This window comes from Streptomyces sp. NPDC058051 (genome assembly GCF_042885475.1).
In the GTDB taxonomy this organism is placed as follows: domain Bacteria; phylum Actinomycetota; class Actinomycetes; order Streptomycetales; family Streptomycetaceae; genus Streptomyces.
On the sequence record NZ_JBHVRW010000003.1, the window covers coordinates 215190 to 231096 of the forward strand.

At 69.7% G+C, this 15907-nt stretch carries 19 protein-coding genes; 8 read left to right on the forward strand and 11 right to left on the reverse strand.

Features of this window, described 5'->3' with window-relative positions:
• Window positions 1–21: 21 nt before the first annotated feature.
• Window positions 22–861 (reverse strand): hypothetical protein, encoded by an 840-nt coding sequence (locus ACFVUT_RS06565; protein ID WP_389644354.1) that lies wholly within the window; start codon window positions 859–861, stop codon window positions 22–24.
• Window positions 862–1034: 173 nt separating this feature from the next.
• Here ACFVUT_RS06565 and ACFVUT_RS06570 point away from each other — a divergent pair, with 173 nt between their 5' ends.
• Window positions 1035–1892 (forward strand): DUF4097 domain-containing protein, encoded by an 858-nt coding sequence (locus ACFVUT_RS06570; protein WP_389644351.1) that lies wholly within the window; start codon window positions 1035–1037, stop codon window positions 1890–1892.
• Between the two features lies 1 nt (window position 1893).
• Window positions 1894–2913, forward strand: coding sequence for a helix-turn-helix transcriptional regulator (locus ACFVUT_RS06575; protein ID WP_389644349.1), 1020 nt, complete (start codon window positions 1894–1896; stop codon window positions 2911–2913).
• Window positions 2914–3041: 128 nt separating this feature from the next.
• On the opposite strand, the gene ACFVUT_RS06580 is transcribed toward ACFVUT_RS06575, so the two are convergent.
• The 4 genes from ACFVUT_RS06580 to ACFVUT_RS06595 all read right to left on the reverse strand — a co-directional run bounded on the left by ACFVUT_RS06580 (window position 3042) and on the right by ACFVUT_RS06595 (window position 6430).
• The gene (locus tag ACFVUT_RS06580; RefSeq protein ID WP_389644346.1) at window positions 3042–3605 is read right to left on the reverse strand and encodes a Clp protease N-terminal domain-containing protein; all 564 of its coding nucleotides are present in this window, start codon (window positions 3603–3605) and stop codon (window positions 3042–3044) included.
• Entirely contained in the window at window positions 3605–3814 is a 210-nt protein-coding gene (locus ACFVUT_RS06585) for a sigma factor-like helix-turn-helix DNA-binding protein (protein WP_389644344.1), read from the reverse strand. Before ACFVUT_RS06585 ends, ACFVUT_RS06580 begins: the two co-directional genes overlap by 1 nt.
• Before the next feature lie 145 nt (window positions 3815–3959).
• Window positions 3960–4925, reverse strand: coding sequence for a zinc-binding dehydrogenase (locus tag ACFVUT_RS06590; protein ID WP_389644340.1), 966 nt, complete (start codon window positions 4923–4925; stop codon window positions 3960–3962).
• 269 nt (window positions 4926–5194) lie between these two features.
• Window positions 5195–6430: an NADP-dependent malic enzyme gene (locus ACFVUT_RS06595; protein ID WP_389644338.1), complete on the reverse strand. Its 1236-nt coding sequence runs from the start codon at window positions 6428–6430 to the stop codon at window positions 5195–5197.
• 537 nt (window positions 6431–6967) lie between these two features.
• Here ACFVUT_RS06595 and ACFVUT_RS06600 point away from each other — a divergent pair.
• Genes ACFVUT_RS06600 through ACFVUT_RS06610 form a run of 3 tightly spaced genes read left to right on the forward strand, consistent with a single transcriptional unit; the run spans window position 6968 to window position 9662 of the window.
• Entirely contained in the window at window positions 6968–7924 is a 957-nt protein-coding gene (locus ACFVUT_RS06600) for an ABC transporter substrate-binding protein (RefSeq protein WP_389644335.1), read from the forward strand.
• A 29-nt stretch (window positions 7925–7953) separates the two neighbouring features.
• Entirely contained in the window at window positions 7954–8904 is a 951-nt protein-coding gene (locus tag ACFVUT_RS06605; RefSeq protein WP_389644331.1) for an amino acid ABC transporter permease, read from the forward strand.
• Window positions 8901–9662: an amino acid ABC transporter ATP-binding protein gene (locus ACFVUT_RS06610; protein WP_389644328.1), complete on the forward strand. Its 762-nt coding sequence runs from the start codon at window positions 8901–8903 to the stop codon at window positions 9660–9662. Before ACFVUT_RS06605 ends, ACFVUT_RS06610 begins: the two co-directional genes overlap by 4 nt.
• 246 nt (window positions 9663–9908) lie before the next feature.
• On the opposite strand, the gene ACFVUT_RS06615 is transcribed toward ACFVUT_RS06610, so the two are convergent.
• The 3 genes from ACFVUT_RS06615 to ACFVUT_RS06625 form a co-directional block, all read right to left on the reverse strand.
• Window positions 9909–10676 (reverse strand): hypothetical protein, encoded by a 768-nt coding sequence (locus tag ACFVUT_RS06615; protein ID WP_389644325.1) that lies wholly within the window; start codon window positions 10674–10676, stop codon window positions 9909–9911.
• On the reverse strand, window positions 10673–11161 hold the full coding sequence (locus ACFVUT_RS06620) for a SigE family RNA polymerase sigma factor (RefSeq protein ID WP_389644323.1): 489 nt from the start codon (window positions 11159–11161) through the stop codon (window positions 10673–10675). Before ACFVUT_RS06620 ends, ACFVUT_RS06615 begins: the two co-directional genes overlap by 4 nt.
• Before the next feature lie 148 nt (window positions 11162–11309).
• Entirely contained in the window at window positions 11310–11999 is a 690-nt protein-coding gene (locus ACFVUT_RS06625) for a class I SAM-dependent methyltransferase (RefSeq protein ID WP_389644829.1), read from the reverse strand.
• 162 nt (window positions 12000–12161) lie between these two features.
• Here ACFVUT_RS06625 and ACFVUT_RS06630 point away from each other — a divergent pair, with 162 nt between their 5' ends.
• Complete coding sequence (locus ACFVUT_RS06630; protein ID WP_389644320.1) at window positions 12162–12791, forward strand: CGNR zinc finger domain-containing protein; 630 nt, start codon at window positions 12162–12164, stop codon at window positions 12789–12791.
• Here the strand turns inward: ACFVUT_RS06630 and sodX are convergent.
• Complete coding sequence (sodX, locus tag ACFVUT_RS06635) at window positions 12695–13189, reverse strand: nickel-type superoxide dismutase maturation protease (protein WP_389670927.1); 495 nt, start codon at window positions 13187–13189, stop codon at window positions 12695–12697. The two genes, ACFVUT_RS06630 and sodX, sit on opposite strands and share 97 nt — an antisense overlap.
• Window positions 13190–13344: 155 nt before the next feature.
• On the opposite strand from sodX, the gene sodN reads away from it, so the two are divergent.
• Entirely contained in the window at window positions 13345–13740 is a 396-nt protein-coding gene (gene sodN / locus ACFVUT_RS06640) for a superoxide dismutase, Ni (RefSeq protein ID WP_389644314.1), read from the forward strand.
• Window positions 13741–13747: 7 nt separating this feature from the next.
• Here the strand turns inward: sodN and ACFVUT_RS06645 are convergent, their stop codons facing one another.
• Window positions 13748–14902, reverse strand: coding sequence for a tyrosine-type recombinase/integrase (locus tag ACFVUT_RS06645; protein WP_389644312.1), 1155 nt, complete (start codon window positions 14900–14902; stop codon window positions 13748–13750).
• A 24-nt stretch (window positions 14903–14926) separates the two neighbouring features.
• A complete protein-coding gene (locus tag ACFVUT_RS06650; RefSeq protein WP_389644311.1) occupies window positions 14927–15427 on the reverse strand; it encodes a helix-turn-helix transcriptional regulator in 501 nt (166 codons plus the stop codon).
• Window positions 15428–15547: 120 nt separating this feature from the next.
• On the opposite strand from ACFVUT_RS06650, the gene ACFVUT_RS06655 reads away from it, so the two are divergent.
• On the forward strand, window positions 15548–15742 hold the full coding sequence (locus tag ACFVUT_RS06655; protein WP_389644309.1) for a helix-turn-helix transcriptional regulator: 195 nt from the start codon (window positions 15548–15550) through the stop codon (window positions 15740–15742).
• Window positions 15743–15907 lie beyond the last annotated feature (165 nt).

Sequence of the window (15907 nt, forward strand, 5' to 3'; positions counted from 1 at the left end):
GACGACTATGACGCCGCGTAGTCACTCCGCCGCGGCGGCCCCGGCCCTGAACCGGTCGTACGCGAGGCCGAGCGATCCGTGTGCCGTCAGCAGCACCCCCGCGAAGGCCCAGCCGCCACTGCGGCGGCTCAGCCCCCAGAGGGCGAGCGGCAGTCCGGCCGCCACCTGCGCGCCACCCAGCACGCGGGCCCTGGGGCCGCGCATCCAGGGCCCGAGGCGGCTGCTCTCGACCGCGTCGAGCTCGACCTTCACCGCCTCGCGCCAGCCCGTCCAGGTGATCGGTTCCGCTTCGGGCCGGTCGCCGGCCGCCGCGTAGAGCCGGTCGCCCGGCGTGTCCGGGTCCAGGCCGGGCGGCAGCGCGAGTCCGGTGCGGGAGAGGACGGCGAGCAGTCCGCGCAGCCGGATGCGGGCATCGACGTCCGGATCCTGCCGGGTCAGCTCTTCGAGCGCCTGGACGTCCAGCACGGGATCGAGGCCCAGCCGTCCGGCGAAGGTGTGCATGGCCTCGTCCTCACCGGCCGGTGTGCCGTCCGCGAGCCAGATGTAGCCGACGGGGCGGCGGAATCCGTACGCGAGCGTGGTGCCGGCCCGGTCGCCGTCCCACCACAGGGCGAGGACGGGCCAGGACGAGCCGACCGCGAGCGCGGTGGCCCAGCCCGTCACGACCTGGTCGACCGACTCCGTGTCCGCGCCCCCGGCACCGCCGTCCCGCCAGGGCCTTCCCTCGGGTACGAGGACGGACCACCCGTCTCCGGCGGGCGCGAGCAGCATCCGTTCGCGCAGCAGATGGGCCACCGGCCGCACAGCCTCGGGTTCGGCACGGCACAGCAGCAGCGCCCCCGCGGGGGATGTCGCGTTCATGCCCTACACGGTAGGGCAATATGCCCAGATATGACGCGCTTTGGTCACCCGGTGACGCGTGAGGCCACCCACCCTCCACCCCCTCCCCTTGACTTCCCATTTCCGCGATATATCGTGTTCCGCAAGAGACGCGATATGTTGCGTCAATCCGTGCTCCTCGGGAGGTCAGATCCATGGCTGTGTCGACCTGGGCCATCTCCGAGCCCCAGAAGCTGACCTTCGACGACCCCGTGACGTCGCTCAAGGTGCGCATCGTCGGAGGCGCCGTCAATGTCGTCGGCACCGAGGAGCCGACCGCCCGGCTGGAGGTCTCCGCGATCGACGGCCCGCCGCTGATCGTGACCCGGAACGGCGGCTCCCTCACGGTCGCGTACGAGGGCCTGCCGTGGAACGGCTTCCTCAAGTGGTTCGACCGCAGGACGTGGCACCACAGCGCGGTCGTCTCACTCACCGTGCCGGCCGGGGCGGCGGTGGAGGTGGGCGTGGTCGGCGCAGGAGCCGTCGTGTCGGGAATCCGCGGACGTACGGACGTGCAGGGTGTCACCGGCGGCACCACGCTCGTCGGGCTCGCGGGTCCGGTCCGGGCCGAGACGGTCTCGGGCAGCGTGGAGGCCCAGTCGGTCACCGGCGCGTTGCGCTTCCAGACGGTCTCGGGCGATCTGACGGTCATCGAGGGCGCCGGGTCATCGGTCCACGCCGACTCGGTCAGCGGCAACATGGTGCTGGACCTGGACCCGACCGGGAAGCCCACGGACATCCAGCTGGCCACCGTCTCCGGCGAGGTCGCCATCCGACTGCCGCACCCCGCGGACGCGACGGTCGAGGCGAACACCACGAGCGGTGCCGTCTCCAACGGCTTCGAGGACCTGCGGGTCAGCGGCCAGTGGGGCGCGAAGAAGATCACCGGCACGCTCGGTGCGGGCACGGGGAAGCTGCGGGCGACGACCGTCACGGGGTCGATCGCCCTGCTGCGGCGCCCCCCGGCCGAGGACGAGCCGTACGACGCCGAGCCGACCGAAAAGGTGCTCTGACATGTCCCCCGTATTCGCCCACGGCCGCCTCCGCCTCTATCTGCTGAAGCTGCTCGACGAGGCCCCTCGCCACGGCTACGAGGTGATTCGGCTCCTGGAGGAGCGCTTCCACGGGCTGTACGCGCCCTCGGCGGGCACGGTCTATCCGCGCCTCGCCAAGCTGGAGGCGGAGGGGCTCGTCACCCATGCCACCGAGGGCGGCCGCAAGGTCTACTCGATCACCGACGCGGGTCGCGCCGAACTGGCAGACCGCACGGGTGAACTGGCCGATCTGGAACTGGAGATCAGGGACTCCGTGTCCGAACTCGCCGCCGAGATACGGGACGACGTGCGCGGCGCGGCCGGCAAGCTGCGCAGCGAGATGCGGGCCGCGGCGCACGAGACCCGGCACACCTCCTCCGGCACCGCAGGCCGCGGAACCGGCCGGGAGACCGCCTTCGGCAACCTCGGCGACTTCGGCAACCTCGGCGACTTCGGCGACTTCGGCGACTTCGGCGACAAGGAGACGTGGCGCGCCGCGAAGGAGGAGCTGCGCAAGGCCAAGCAGGAATGGAAGGAGCAGGCCAGCCGGGCGAAGGACGAGTCGCGCCGCGCCCGCGAGGACGCCCAGCAGGCCCGCCGCCAGGCCAAGGAGGCCCAGGAAAGGGCGCGCGAGCAGATGCAGAACGCCGCGCGCCAGGTCCAGGAGCACTTCGCCCGGGGCGACTGGCCCACGGGTGTACGGGAGGGACTGGCCGAGATCACCGGCCAGTTGGGTGCCTTCGCCAGGACGGGCAACTGGCCCCCGTACGTCAAGCCGGAGCCCGCCGACGCCGACCCGGAATGGGGCAAGGAGGCCGCCGGCACCGGTGACCCGGCCCGCGATCTGGACCGTCTGCTCGACCGCTTCCGCGACGACATCCGCGACGCGGCCCGGGACCGGGGCGTCAGCCAGGAACAGCTGACGGAGGCCCGCCGCCATCTGTCGACCGCCGCGGCCCACATCGGAGCACTGCTGCGCAAGGACGGCACGGACAGCTGACGCGGGGCCGGGCGTCCGCGCCCGGCCCCCGCCCCTCGGACCCCGGACGGGCCGGTACCGCCGCGCCTCCGTTCCGGCCCCTCAGGCGCAGGACGGGCCGGGGCCACCCCTGCTCCCGCTCCAGCCCCTCAGCCCCCGGACGGGCCGGGGCCGCCCTCGTCCCCGTACAGGGCACGGTTCACGGTCTCGTACGTCGCGCCATGCGCGGCAAGCACGTCGGCGACCACACCTGGGCGGGCGGTGAGCGCCAGGAGGAGGTGCTCGTCGCCGATGAAGCGGTCCTTGCGCCCCACCGCGATCCGGAGCGTCTTGGACAGGACCTCCTTCGATCCGTGGGCGAACGGGCGACGTCCCGCCCCGCGCCGCCGTGTCCTGTCCAGCGCCCCTTCCCCGTGGGCCCGCTCGACACGGGCGACGATCTCGTCGACGTCGATGCCGATGCCGGCGAGTGCGTCCGTGTCGGCGCGGGTCAGCCCGCCCCGTCGGCGCGCCGCGACCAGATCGGCCTCGACCGTTGCGCGCCGGTCGCCGAGGCCCAGCGAGGTGAGCGCGAAGGAGGCCCGGCCTTCCTTCCGGTCCATCAGGGCGAGCAGCAGATGTTCCTCGGCGACCGATGCGGCGTCGGTCCGCTCGGCGTGCTCCACGGCACCGTGCACGGCGGCTCGCGCGTCCTTGGTGAATCGTTCGAACATCAACGCCTCCCGTATTTCTTGTGTACGGCCTGCCGGCTGACGCCCAGTTCGGCCGCGATCTCCTGCCACGACCAGCCCTTCACGCGGGCGCTCCTGACCTGTACGGCTTCGAGTTGCTCCAGCAGCCGTCGCAGTGCGGCAACGGCACGCAACCCCACCCGGGGGTCCTGGTCACCGGCACGCGTGGCGAGATCCGTCGCTTCACTCATGATGTCAATCTAGGTTGACACGCGAGGGTGTGTCAACCACGATTGACAACGGTGCCGCTGCAACGGACCGGCCACCCGCCGCCGCTGCCACCCCGACCGTGACGGGCTCGCCCGGGGCGCGGAGGGGGTCCGCCGCCCGCGCCGCTCACGAGCAGGTGAGCACGACCTTCCCGAACTGGTCGCCCGTCGCCAGCCGTTCGAACCCCTCACGCGCCCGGTCCAGCGGCAGCACCGTGTCGATGACCGGCCGCACCCCCGTCGTCGCGCAGAACGCCAGCAGGTCCTCCAGCTCGTCCTTGGAGCCCATGGTCGAGCCGACGACCTTCAGCTCCAGGAAGAAGATCCGGGTCAGCTCGGCGTGCGAGGGCCGGTCGCCGCTGGTCGCGCCCGAGATGACGAGCGTTCCGCCGGGGCGCAGCGATTTCACCGAGTGGGACCAGGTGGCGGCGCCGACGGTCTCGACGACCGCGTCGACCCGCTGCGGCAGCCGCGCGCCCGGCTCGTACGCCTCGATCGCACCGAGTTCGACAGCCCGCCTGCGCTTGGCCTCGTCCCGGCTGGTGGCGTAGATCCGCAGCCCGGCCGCCCGGCCGAGCACGATCGCGGCGGTGGCGACGCCGCCGCCCGCGCCCTGGACGAGGACGCTGTCGCCGGGCCGCACCCCGGCGTTGGTGAAGAGCATCCGGTACGCGGTGAGCCAGGCGGTCGGCAGGCAGGCGGCCTGCTCGAAGGTGAGTTCCTTCGGCTTGGGCAACACGTTCCAGCTGGGGACGGTGACCTGCTCGGCGAACGTGCCCTGGTAGCGCTCGGTGAGGATGGAGCGGGGTTCCTTCGGGCCGACACCGTGCCCGGTCTGTCCGATGACGGAGTGCAGGACGACCTCGTTGCCGTCCTCGTCGATCCCGGCGGCGTCGCAGCCGAGGATCATCGGCAGCTTGTCCTCGGCGAGGCCGACGCCGCGCAGGGACCAGAGATCGTGATGGTTGAGGGAAGCGGCCCGGACCGCGACGGTGGTCCAGCCGGGACGCGCCTCGGGGGCGGGGCGTTCACCCAGTTCAAGGCCGTCGAGAGGGCGGTCACGGTCGATGCGGGAAGCGTAGGCGGCGAACATGGCCCTGACGATAGGCCGGGGCGCGGGCCGGCGTAACCGGCTGCCCGTGTGACGCGCACCGCGTACGCGGAGGCGATGCGATCAGCCCCCGCGGCGATCGGGAAACGGCGATCGGGGAGCGGGGTCCGGAGAGCGGGGTCCGGAGAGCGGCCCCGCTCAAGGAAAGGGACAGGCGGGGGGAGAGGGCCCGTTGCCGGCGCACGGCCACCCGCAGGCACACCCCGCACCCGCCGTGCACCCGGCCGGGGCCACGCCCCCCGCCCCGGCCCTCAGCGCCGGGCCACGCCTTCGGCACGCGCGGCGGCGGCCACCGCGGCCGTCACCGCCGGCGCCACCCGCTCGTCGAACGGCGACGGGATCACGTAGTCGGCGGCCAGCTCGTCGCCCACGACGTCCGCCAGCGCGTTCGCCGCGGCGATCTTCATGCCCTCGGTGATCCGGGAGGCCCGGACCTGGAGCGCGCCCGCGAAGATGCCGGGGAAGGCCAGCACGTTGTTGATCTGGTTCGGGTAGTCGGAACGCCCGGTCGCCACGACAGCCGCGTACTTGTGCGCGATGTCGGGGTGGACCTCGGGGTTCGGGTTGGCCATGGCGAAGACGAACGCGCCGGGCGCCATCGAGGCGACGGCCGCCTCGGGCACCGTACCGCCGGAGACCCCGATGAAGACGTCCGCGCCGGCCAGCGCAGCCTCCAACGGGCCGGAGATCCCGGCCCGGTTGGTGATCTCGGCCAGCTCGCGCTTGACGTCCGTCAGGTCCTGGCGGTCCCGGCTGACGATGCCCTTGCGGTCGGCCACGGCGACATCGCCGAGCCCCGCCTCCAGCAGGAACTTGGCGATGGCCACTCCGGCCGCTCCGGCGCCGGAGATCACCGCGCGCAGTTCGCCGAGGCTCCGGCCGGACAGCTTCGCGGCGTTGCGCAGGGCCGCGAGCGTCACGACGGCGGTGCCGTGCTGGTCGTCGTGGAAGACCGGGATGTCGAGCCGCTCCTGGAGCCTGCGTTCGATCTCGAAGCAGCGCGGCGCCGAGATGTCCTCCAGGTTCACGCCGCCGAAGGACGGTGCGAGCCGGACGACCGTCTCCACGATCTCGTCCGCGTCGGTGGTCGCGAGCGCGATCGGGACCGCGTCGACGCCGCCGAACTGCTTGAACAGGATCGCCTTGCCCTCCATCACCGGGAGGGATGCCTCGGGGCCGATGTCGCCGAGGCCGAGCACCGCGGTGCCGTCGGTCACGACAGCGACGACCTGCGACTTCCAGGTGTAGTCGTGGACCAGTTCCGGATTCTCGGCGATGGCGCTGCACACCTTGGCGACGCCGGGCGTGTACGCGAGGGAAAGGTCGTCCTTGTCACGGACCGGAACGGTGGCCTGAACGGCCATCTTGCCGCCGCGGTGGAGCGCGAACGCCGGATCGAACGGCTCTTCGGCGCCGCCGTCGGCAGTGCTGTCAGTAGGGTTGTCGGTGGTGCTGTCGCTGCGAGGATTGACGATCTCCGCTGCCATGGTGTCTGACCCCTTAGGTCTTCATCGTTTGAGGGTGGCCACTCCTGGTTGAGGAGGGGTGGGCGGGCACCGCGTACGTCCCCTGCTCCCGGCGGTTGGCCCGCCCCGGCAGGGGGATATACGTACGCGCGGGCGCGCCGCACACGCGCCCTGAGCCCCGGATGAGGGGTGTAAAGGTCTTTCTTACCGGACAGACCTCATTACGGACGAGTCCATATCGGCGCGGTGACGTGACTCATAGTCGAATACGTGGACAAGTCGACCACACGGCGAGAAAGCGTCCCCCTGTCACAACGCGCCACAGATCCTCCGGCGTGGAGATGCAATTCCCTGAGATGGTCCGGCCCTGACGTATCGGAACCCTTGAGGTTCCTCTGAGGTTCCAAGATCGCCCGTTACCCGATTTTGACATGCCTGGCCCCTTGTTCGAGCAAATCCGAATGGCAAGATGCCGTAATCGCACAGGCCGGTGGCATCCGATGCCGTATGTCCGCAGCCGCCTCGCGCCACGCCCTCATCCGCCGGAGGAACCCGATCATGACCGCAAGCATCACTCGTCGTACGGCCGCGAAGTCCCGGATTGCGGCGGCCGGCGCCGTCGCGGTCGCGGGCACCCTGCTGCTGACCGCCTGCGGTGACCAGACCAAGAGCGGATCCAACAGCTCCGACTCGACGAGGACCGAGAGTTCCGCGGCCGCCGCACTGCTGCCGCAGGCGATCAAGGACAAGGGCGTCATCAAGGTCGGTTCGGACATCGCGTACCCGCCGGTCGAGTTCAAGGACGGGTCCGGCAAGACCGTCGGCATCGACCCCGACCTCGGCGCCGCGCTCGGCAAGGAGCTCGGCGTGACGTTCCAGTTCGAGAACGGCACGTTCGACACGCTGATCACGGGCCTGCGCTCCAAGCGCTACGACCTGGCCATGTCGGCGATGACCGACACCAAGGACCGCCAGGAGGGTGTCGACCCCGAAACGAGGAAGAAGGTCGGCGAAGGCGTCGACTTCGTCGACTACTTCACCGCCGGTGTCTCGATCTACACCAGGAAGGGCGACGACCAGGGCATCAAGACCTGGGCGGACCTCTGCGGCAAGAAGATCGCCGTCCAGCGCGGCACGGTCTCGCACGACCTCGCCAAGGCCGAGTCGAAGAAGTGTACGGGCGGCAAGACGATCGCCATCGAGACCTTCGACAACGACCTGGAGGCCCAGACCCGCCTGCGCAGCGGTGGCGCCGACGCCGGCTCCTCCGACTTCCCGGTGGCCGCGTACGCGGTGAAGACCTCGGGCGGCGGCAAGGACTTCCAGCTCGTCGGCGAGCAGGTCCAGGCCGCCCCGTACGGCATCGCCGTCGCCAAGGGCAACGACCAGCTGACCGAGGCCGTCCAGGCGGCCCTGGCCGCGATCATCAAGAGCGGCGAGTACGACAAGATCATCGCCAAGTGGGGTGTCAAGGAGGGCGCGGTCACCGAGGCCAAGCTGAACGGCGGTTCCTGAAACGGCTCCGGGGCTGAAAGGTTTCGTCTGTGACTGACATCAAGAAGACGGGCGTGGCCGACCAGCCGGCCATATCCCCCACCCCGCCGACCGGACCGGAGGCCATCAGGGCCATTCCGGTCCGTCACTACGGCCGGTACGTCTCGGCCGTCATCGCCATCGCCGCACTCGTCGCGATCATCTACGCCTTCAGCCAGGGCAGGATCAACTGGGGCGCGGTCCCCGACTACTTCTTCGACGACCGCATCGTCACCGGCGTCGGCAAGACTCTGCTGCTGACCGCCCTGTCGATGGTGATCGGCATCGTCGGCGGCATCCTGCTGGCCGTCATGCGACTGTCGCGGAACCCGGTGACCTCGTCGATCGCCTGGTTCTACATCTGGTTCTTCCGCGGCACCCCGGTCCTCGTCCAGTTGTTCGTCTGGTTCAACCTGGGCCTGGTCTTCACCTATATCAACCTCGGGCCGATCTACAAGGACTACTGGTCGAGCTTCATGACGCCGCTGCTGACGGCGCTGCTCGGCCTGGGCCTCAACGAGGCCGCCTACATGGCGGAGATCTGCCGTGCCGGTCTGCTCTCGGTCGACGAGGGGCAGACGGAGGCGGCGCACGCGCTGGGCATGAGCCACAGCAAGACCCTGCGGCGCGTCGTGATCCCGCAGGCGATGCGGGTGATCGTGCCGCCGACGGGCAACGAGGTCATCAACATGCTCAAGACGACATCGCTGGTGGCGGCCGTGCAGTTCTACGAGCTGTTCAAGTACGCCCAGGACATCGGACAGGCGTCCGGGGCTCCGGTCGAGATGTACTTCCTGGCCGCGGCCTGGTACTTGATCATGACGTCGGTGCTGAGCATCGGCCAGTTCTATCTGGAGCGGTACTACGCACGCGGGTCGAGCCGCAGCCTGCCGCCCACCCCGCTGCAGAAGGTCAGGGCCAACCTGCTGTCCCTGGGCCGCCCGAAGGGAGGCATGGCATGACCGCCATGGTGAAGGCCGAGGGTGTCCACAAGTCCTTCGGCGCCGCGCACATCCTCAAGGGCATCGACCTGGAGGTCGCCCCGCGTGAGGTCTTCTGTCTGATCGGTCCCTCCGGCTCCGGCAAGTCGACCTTCCTGCGGTGCATCAACCACCTGGAGCAGATCAACGCCGGCCGGCTGTACGTGGACGGCGAGCTGGTGGGATACCGCCAGAAGGGTGACAAGCTCTACGAGCTCAAGGACGGCGAAGTCGCCCTGAAACGCCGTGACATCGGCATGGTCTTCCAGCGCTTCAACCTCTTCCCGCACATGACGGCGATCGAGAACGTCATGGAGGCCCCGGTCCAGGTCAAGCGCCAGGCGAAGGCTGTCGCCAGGGCCCGCGCCGAGCAACTGCTGGACCGGGTGGGCCTGGCCGACAAGGCGCGGAACTACCCCTCCCAGCTCTCCGGCGGCCAGCAGCAACGGGTCGCCATCGCCCGCGCCCTGGCCATGGAGCCGAAACTGATGCTCTTCGACGAGCCGACGTCGGCGCTCGACCCGGAACTGGTGGGCGATGTCCTGGACGTCATGCGCTCTCTCGCGGAGGACGGCATGACGATGATCGTCGTGACCCATGAGATGGGCTTCGCCCGTGAGGTCGGCGACGCGCTGGTCTTCATGGACGACGGCGTGGTGGTCGAGTCGGGGCACCCGCGCGACGTGCTGACCAACCCGCAGCACGAGCGGACGAAGTCGTTCCTGTCGAAGGTGCTGTAAGTCGCAGGCGCTGTAAGTCGCAGGCGCTGTAAAAGGCCGAAGGGGCCGTAAAAGGGCCGAAGGCACTTTTGGGACGCAGGAGGAGGGCGCGTAGGGACCGGTGGTCCGGTCCGGGGCGCACGAGGAGGGCGGTACGGGCCGGTGGATCCGGTTCCGTACCGCCCTCCTCTCCGTTCCCCCGTTCCCCCGTTCCCCCGCCTCTCCCTACTTCTTCACTTCTTCACTTCTTCTACGGCTGCGCTTCTTCTACTTCTTCGGCAGCAGCTCGGGGCTGAGCATGAACGTGCGCAACTGGGCGCGGGTGAGCGGCGGCGTCTTGAGGAGCGGGCCCTGGGCCTGCTTGCTCTTGATACCCGTACTGTCGCGGACGGCCAGCAGTCCACCGTCCTTCAGGGTGAGCCGGCCGACCAGCTCGGTCCCCCACAGGGGCGTGCCGGCGTACGTCATCGGGTCGCTCCAGATGGTCAGCACCCGCCCGTCCGGAAGTTCTTCGCGGACGCAGTCCGCAGGGGCCGTCTCCCCGTTGGTGGGCTCGCACAGGTTCGCGTCCGGGTCGGATCCGCCGTGCTTCTTCGCGACGGTTTCGGCCGTCATCGTGCCGAGGGTGAGGTAGCCGACGCCTCCGTCCCTACGGACGGCGTACTGCCCGTCGAGCGGCCCCACCGGGTGTTCCTCGGCCTGCTGGGAGGTGGCGTTCTTGATGATGACGGCCAGTGAGACCTGTTCGACGCTCCCCACGTCCTTGGGCAGCAGCCCCACCAGTTCCTTGGCCTTGCCGCTGTTCCCGGCGAGTTCGGCCGGGGCCGCCACCGACGACTCCTGCGGCTTCGCCCCCGAGGTGAGGCCCGGCAGCGCGACCCCTCCGGCGGCGACCACGGCGAGCGCGGCCGTCGACACGGTGACCCGGCGCCGCAGACGCACCCTGGCCGCCCTGGCGTACACCGCCTGGGTGGAAATGACCGGCTGCCCGGCGTCCTCCGCGGCCCGCCCCAGCAGTTCTTGCACGTCGTTCATACCAATTCCTCCGCCATCTCGGCGCGCAGCGCCGCCAACCCCCGAGCCGCGTGGCTCTTGACCGTGTTCTCCCGCATCCCGAGCAGTTCGGCCGTGGCCTCGACGCTCAGGTCCTCCCAGTAGCGCAGCACCAGTACGGCGCGCTGCTTGGCCGTCAGCCGGGCGAGGGCCGCCCGCACCGCGAGGCCGGTGTCCGTGTCGGGCGTGCGGCCCGCGCGGTCGGGCAGTTCGCCGTACGCCTGTTCGCGCCGCCAGAACCGGCGGCGGGACGCGATGTAGGTGTTGACCAGGGTCTTGCGCGCGTACGCCTCGATGTTGTCGAGCCGCCCGTGCCGCCGTCCGCCGAGCACCACTTTGACCAGCGTCGTCTGGACCAGGTCCTCGGCCTCGTGCCGGTCACCGCACAGCAGATACGCGCTGCGGAACAGTGCTGTACGTCTGCCCTCGACGAAGGCGTGCAGCGCGGCATCATCAGCGATCCGCATCGTCAGCGCCCCTCTCCAGGTCCGCGGGTGCGGACCGTCTCACCCTTCCAGTGCGGTGGGACGCGCGGCAGGTTGCGGCGGACGGGCAGAAAAAAGGAAGCGGCGGTGCGGGCCCAGCCCGTACCGCCGCTTCCCGTGCGCGCTGCCGCTACTTCACCGCGAGAACCAGGGTGTCCGAAGGGGATGCCCAGACGGCCCGTGCCTCGGCGAACCCCGCCTCGCGCAGGGTGTCGGCATGCCACCGCACGGACGGCATGTCGCCGTCCGCGTGCTCGCCGTAGATCCTGAAACGCTCGGCGGTCGGCCCGGCGAGGGCCGGGTCCTTCGCGGCGAGGGCCCACCAGTCCGCCCAGTCGAGCGCCCCGGCGGCCTTGGCGCGGTCCATGGCGGCGTGCCGGTGGGCACGTTCGGCCGCGTTGATCCTGGGGGTTTTGGTGTCGATCATGTGGTCGGCGTTCATGAACACCCCGCCGTCCCTGACGAGGCCGCCGACGCGGCGGTAGAGCGCGGCCAGCGGCTCGGTGTGCAGCCAGTGCAGGGCGGTGGCGGTGAGGACGGCGTCGTACGAGTCGTAGGGCAACCGCTCGGCCCAGTCGGGGTCCTTGAGGTCGGCGCTGACGAAGGTGACGCGCTCGTCGCCGTCGAAGTAGCCGCGTGCGATGGCGAGCAGCGCCGGGTCGAGGTCGACGCCCGTACTGACCGCCTCGGGGAACCGCTTGAGCAGCCGGTCCGTAATACTTCCTGTACCGCACGCGAGGTCGAGCACTCTCGGCCGGGATCCCACCAGGGCCTCGACCATGTCCAGCATCACCCGGAACCGCTCCTCGCGATCGGGCATGTACCACTCCTGCTGGCGGTCCCAGCTCTCCTGCCAGGCTGCCCAGTCAGGACCTGCCGTCGTCTCCGCCACGAGGGACCTCCCATGTAATACCCTGGAACCACAAAAGACCATTACATCGTTCGCCGCACCAACTCTAGACCGACGCCGTAAGGACTACAAGTGGAACTGGCCTATTACTCGGACTATGCCGTGCGCCTGGTCAACACCGAGGAGCCGGCCCGCAACAAGGACTCCCTCAGCTCCGTCGACGCGGTCCGGGAGCTGTTCGGTGCCGGCGGGCAGGCGGCCCGGCGGGCGACCGACGCGGATGTGACCCGCTTCCGGTCCGTACGGGCACGACTGCGCGCGGTCTTCGAGGCGGCCGACGGCGGTGACGAGACACTCGCCGTCGACCTGCTCAACTCACTGCTGCTGGAGTTCCCGGTCAGCCCGCAGATCTCCGGGCACGATGTCCGCGACGAGGACGGCAAACCCGACTGGCACATGCACCTCGCCGACCATCCGTCGAACGTCACGGCGGGATACGCGGCGATCGCGGCCATGGGCCTCGCCTTCCATCTCACCTCGTACGGCGTGGACCGGCTCGGCCTGTGCGAGGCGGCGCCGTGCCGCAACGCCTACCTCGACACCTCGACCAACCGCTCCCGCCGCTACTGCTCGGACCGCTGTGCGACCCGCGCCAACGTGGCCGCCTACCGGGCCCGCAAGCGCCTGGAGACGGAGCGCGCCGCCGACACCGGCCGCACCGCGGAGACCGCCCAGGCCACCACGGCCCAGACCGACCGCTGACCCTTCCTCAGCGGCCGGTAGCGCGCCCGGACCCGGGCGAGCACGAACTCCTCGGGCACCGTCCCGTAGTCCGTGCTGTCACCGCCCGCGAAGCTGTTGTCCGCCAGCACCCACCAGCCGCCCCGGCGACGCTCGGCCGCCCGCTTGACGATCAGCAGATCCTGCTGGAACGGATGCCGCAGAATCACCACGTCCCCGGGGCGCACCGGCGCCCCGTACTGCACGAGCAGCCAGTCCCCGTGATGAAGCGTGGGCACCATCGACGGCCCCGTCACCTCCACCACCTGGAAAGGCACACGCGCAGCCAGCCCTCGCCCGCGCTGCTCCTGCGTCAGCTCAGGCAACTCCGGCACCTCCCGCATCTCTCCGGCACCTCCCCGGTCCGTCCCGTACAACATCCGTACAGCGTCCCGTACAGCGTTCCGCATATTCGGCCACTGGACCCATCCTCACCCCGGACTTTTGGCCTAAGCCCATGGGGGCACCCGCTGAAAACCGTCCCTCACGGAGTAATGTCCCACCTGAGAAGACGATCACGAGGAAGGACAGCTCCATGCTTTCCCGCCTGTTTGCCCCCAAGGTGAAGGTCAGCGCCCACTGCGACCTGCCCTGCGGTGTGTACGACCCGGCCCAGGCCCGCATCGAGGCGGAGTCCGTCAAGGCCGTCCAGGAGAAGTACCAGGCCAACGAGGACCCGCACTTCCGGGCCCGCGCAGTGGTCATCAAGGAGCAGCGCGCCGAGCTCGCCAAGCACCACATCTCCGTGCTCTGGAGCGACTACTTCAAGCCCCCGCACTTCGAGAAGTACCCGCAGCTGCACCAGCTGGTCAACGACGCCCTGAAGGCGCTGTCGGCCGCGAAGGCCTCCACGGACCCGGAGACGGGCCAGAAGGCGCTGGACTACATCGCCGAGATCGACAAGATCTTCTGGGAGACCAAGAAGGCCTGATCTTCGATCATGCCCTTTGACCTGCGATTTTCTTGGTTGCAGTGTCTCCGAGTCCGCACCCGGTCCGCAGGCCGCCGAGCACGGCGTCCATGACGGCCCGGGTGCGGTCTTCTGCGCCCGGCCACAGGTGGGCGTAGATCCGCAGCGTGATGACTGCGGACGCGTGGCCGAGGCCCAACTGCACCTGCTTGACGCTCGCGTCACCGGCGATGAGCGCGGAGGCGTAGAAGTGCCGCAGGTCGTGAGTCACCATGTGCGGCAGGGCGACGGGCTTGCGCCCCTCGCGCTCGGCCGCGTCGTTCTCCTCCGACTGGAGCGCCCTACGGGCACAGTTCCACTCGGTCTTCCAGCGCTGGTAGTTGAGCGGCTCCCCCTCCTCCATCGTGAACAGCCACTCCTGGGAGGGGCGTGCGGCGAGGTGCGCGAGGAGCGCGTCGGTGACGACCTCCCCGACCGGCACCGTACGCCGGGACTTCGCGGTCTTCGGCGGGCCGATCTTCCCCGACTGGAGCCGCTGCCGCTCCACGCAAATGCTGCCGGCCTTGAAGTCGACGTCCGCCACCTTCAAGCCCAGCAACTCACCTATGCGCAAGCCTGACCCGGCGAGCACGACGATGGCCGCGCGGATGTAAGGCGGCATCACACGCGCCATCGCCTCGACCTGTGCGACGGTGGGCGGGGCGACCTCCTCGTCCGGCATGACCGGAAGGGTGATCCGGCGGCACGGACTGGAGGCGATGACCTTGTCGTCCACGGCCGCCGTCATGAGACGCACGAGGACGTCATAGACGTTTCGCACACTGCCGGGGGCGAGCTGATCGGACAGGTGCTTGAAGAGCACCTGTATGTCATTACGGCGTATCGCCGCCAGTGAGCGCACACCCAACGCCGGTACAAGGTGGAGCCGCAGCGCATTGTCCGTGATGCGCTCACCCGCCTCGCTGGCGATGAGCGAGCCCTGCCACCTCTCGGCGTATTTCGCGAAGGTGATGCGACCGGCGCGCGGGTCGACGTACTGACCGGTGACCACGCTGGCCGTGACCTCGTCGAGCCAGCGCTGGGCGTCGACCTTCCGGTCGAAGTGGCGGGCGTGCTCCTTGCCGTCGAGGTCGCGGTAGCGGGCCCGCCATTTACCGTTGGGCCGCTTCTGGACGTTCGCCAAGTGACTTCTCCTTCGTGCTGGTTGTCAGTAGTGGCCCCCGTCCTCGATGTCGCCGCTGAGGACGCGGGCGTCTCGCTCGTCTCCCATGAGGCGGAGGCATTGCTCGTGGATCGCCCGCGAGCTGTCTGGATGGGCCTTGATGTGGTCGGCAACCGCGACCACAGCACGGTGCAGACGATCGCGGGCGTCACGGGTTTCGTAGAACGCTTCGACGGCTTCCTGAACGAGCCGTCGGCTGTCGACGTCGAGCCCTTCGAGGGGCGGTGACATCAGCTCTTCGAGGGGGAGCTCGAAGACGCGGGAGAAGGCGAGCGCTTCGTCGAGGTTGATCCGCCTGCGGGGTGATCCGTTCTCGATGCGCCAGACAGCCGTCTGGTTCATCTTCACGCCCGCTCTGGTCACCCGCTCGGCCAGCTCGGTCGTGCTCCAGCCTCTGACCTCGCGCTCCAGGGCCACGCGGCCCGCCACGTTGCCTTCGCTGTAGAGCAGCGGCACTTCGCCGCCCTCGGCCTTCTCGCTTGCCATCGAACCTCCATCACGACCGTCGCTATCCAAATTGAAACATGGGCTTCCCGGTTTGGCTAACCGCCGATCATGAGGTACTGATTATGCAGATCGAATCGCCACCTAGCCGAATGGGAACGCATGCGATACCTGACCACCGCCGAGGTCGCCGAGCGCTACCGCACCGCCGAGAGCACCGTCCGCTACTGGCGCCAGCTCAAGAAGGGGCCGCGCGGCATCAAGGTCGGCAAGCGGGTGCTCTACCCCGAGGCCGAACTGCTGCGCTACGAGCGCGCGCTGATCGACGGCGGAAACGAGTGGGGCCTCGCCTCATGAGCCGCTGGCCCGCCCGGACACAGGAACGGCCCTCGGCGCGCCTACGCCGAGGGCCGGAGATCCTCTTGCACGTCGCCCATCCCTGAACGAACTGGTGGGGGCGAGACCTTGCCCGTCTCGCCCCCACCCGAGAGGAACATCTATGAAGGACCCTACGTCCCCCGC

Excerpts from the sequence above, each read along its gene's own strand:
- ACFVUT_RS06650 (WP_389644311.1), bottom strand. The coding sequence starts at position 15,427 with ATGGCAAGCGAGAAGGCCGAGGGCGGCGAAGTGCCGCTGCTCTACAGC.
- ACFVUT_RS06655 (WP_389644309.1), top strand. The coding sequence starts at position 15,548 with ATGCGATACCTGACCACCGCCGAGGTCGCCGAGCGCTACCGCACCGCC.
- sodN (WP_389644314.1), top strand. The coding sequence starts at position 13,345 with ATGCTTTCCCGCCTGTTTGCCCCCAAGGTGAAGGTCAGCGCCCACTGC.
- ACFVUT_RS06575 (WP_389644349.1), top strand. The coding sequence starts at position 1,894 with ATGTCCCCCGTATTCGCCCACGGCCGCCTCCGCCTCTATCTGCTGAAG.
- ACFVUT_RS06580 (WP_389644346.1), bottom strand. The coding sequence starts at position 3,605 with ATGTTCGAACGATTCACCAAGGACGCGCGAGCCGCCGTGCACGGTGCC.
- ACFVUT_RS06600 (WP_389644335.1), top strand. The coding sequence starts at position 6,968 with ATGACCGCAAGCATCACTCGTCGTACGGCCGCGAAGTCCCGGATTGCG.
- ACFVUT_RS06625 (WP_389644829.1), bottom strand. The coding sequence starts at position 11,999 with ATGCCCGATCGCGAGGAGCGGTTCCGGGTGATGCTGGACATGGTCGAG.
- ACFVUT_RS06615 (WP_389644325.1), bottom strand. The coding sequence starts at position 10,676 with ATGAACGACGTGCAAGAACTGCTGGGGCGGGCCGCGGAGGACGCCGGG.
- ACFVUT_RS06610 (WP_389644328.1), top strand. The coding sequence starts at position 8,901 with ATGACCGCCATGGTGAAGGCCGAGGGTGTCCACAAGTCCTTCGGCGCC.
- sodX (WP_389670927.1), bottom strand. The coding sequence starts at position 13,189 with ATGTTGTACGGGACGGACCGGGGAGGTGCCGGAGAGATGCGGGAGGTG.
- ACFVUT_RS06620 (WP_389644323.1), bottom strand. The coding sequence starts at position 11,161 with ATGCGGATCGCTGATGATGCCGCGCTGCACGCCTTCGTCGAGGGCAGA.
- ACFVUT_RS06570 (WP_389644351.1), top strand. The coding sequence starts at position 1,035 with ATGGCTGTGTCGACCTGGGCCATCTCCGAGCCCCAGAAGCTGACCTTC.
- ACFVUT_RS06595 (WP_389644338.1), bottom strand. The coding sequence starts at position 6,430 with ATGGCAGCGGAGATCGTCAATCCTCGCAGCGACAGCACCACCGACAAC.
- ACFVUT_RS06585 (WP_389644344.1), bottom strand. The coding sequence starts at position 3,814 with ATGAGTGAAGCGACGGATCTCGCCACGCGTGCCGGTGACCAGGACCCC.
- ACFVUT_RS06565 (WP_389644354.1), bottom strand. The coding sequence starts at position 861 with ATGAACGCGACATCCCCCGCGGGGGCGCTGCTGCTGTGCCGTGCCGAA.
- ACFVUT_RS06590 (WP_389644340.1), bottom strand. The coding sequence starts at position 4,925 with ATGTTCGCCGCCTACGCTTCCCGCATCGACCGTGACCGCCCTCTCGAC.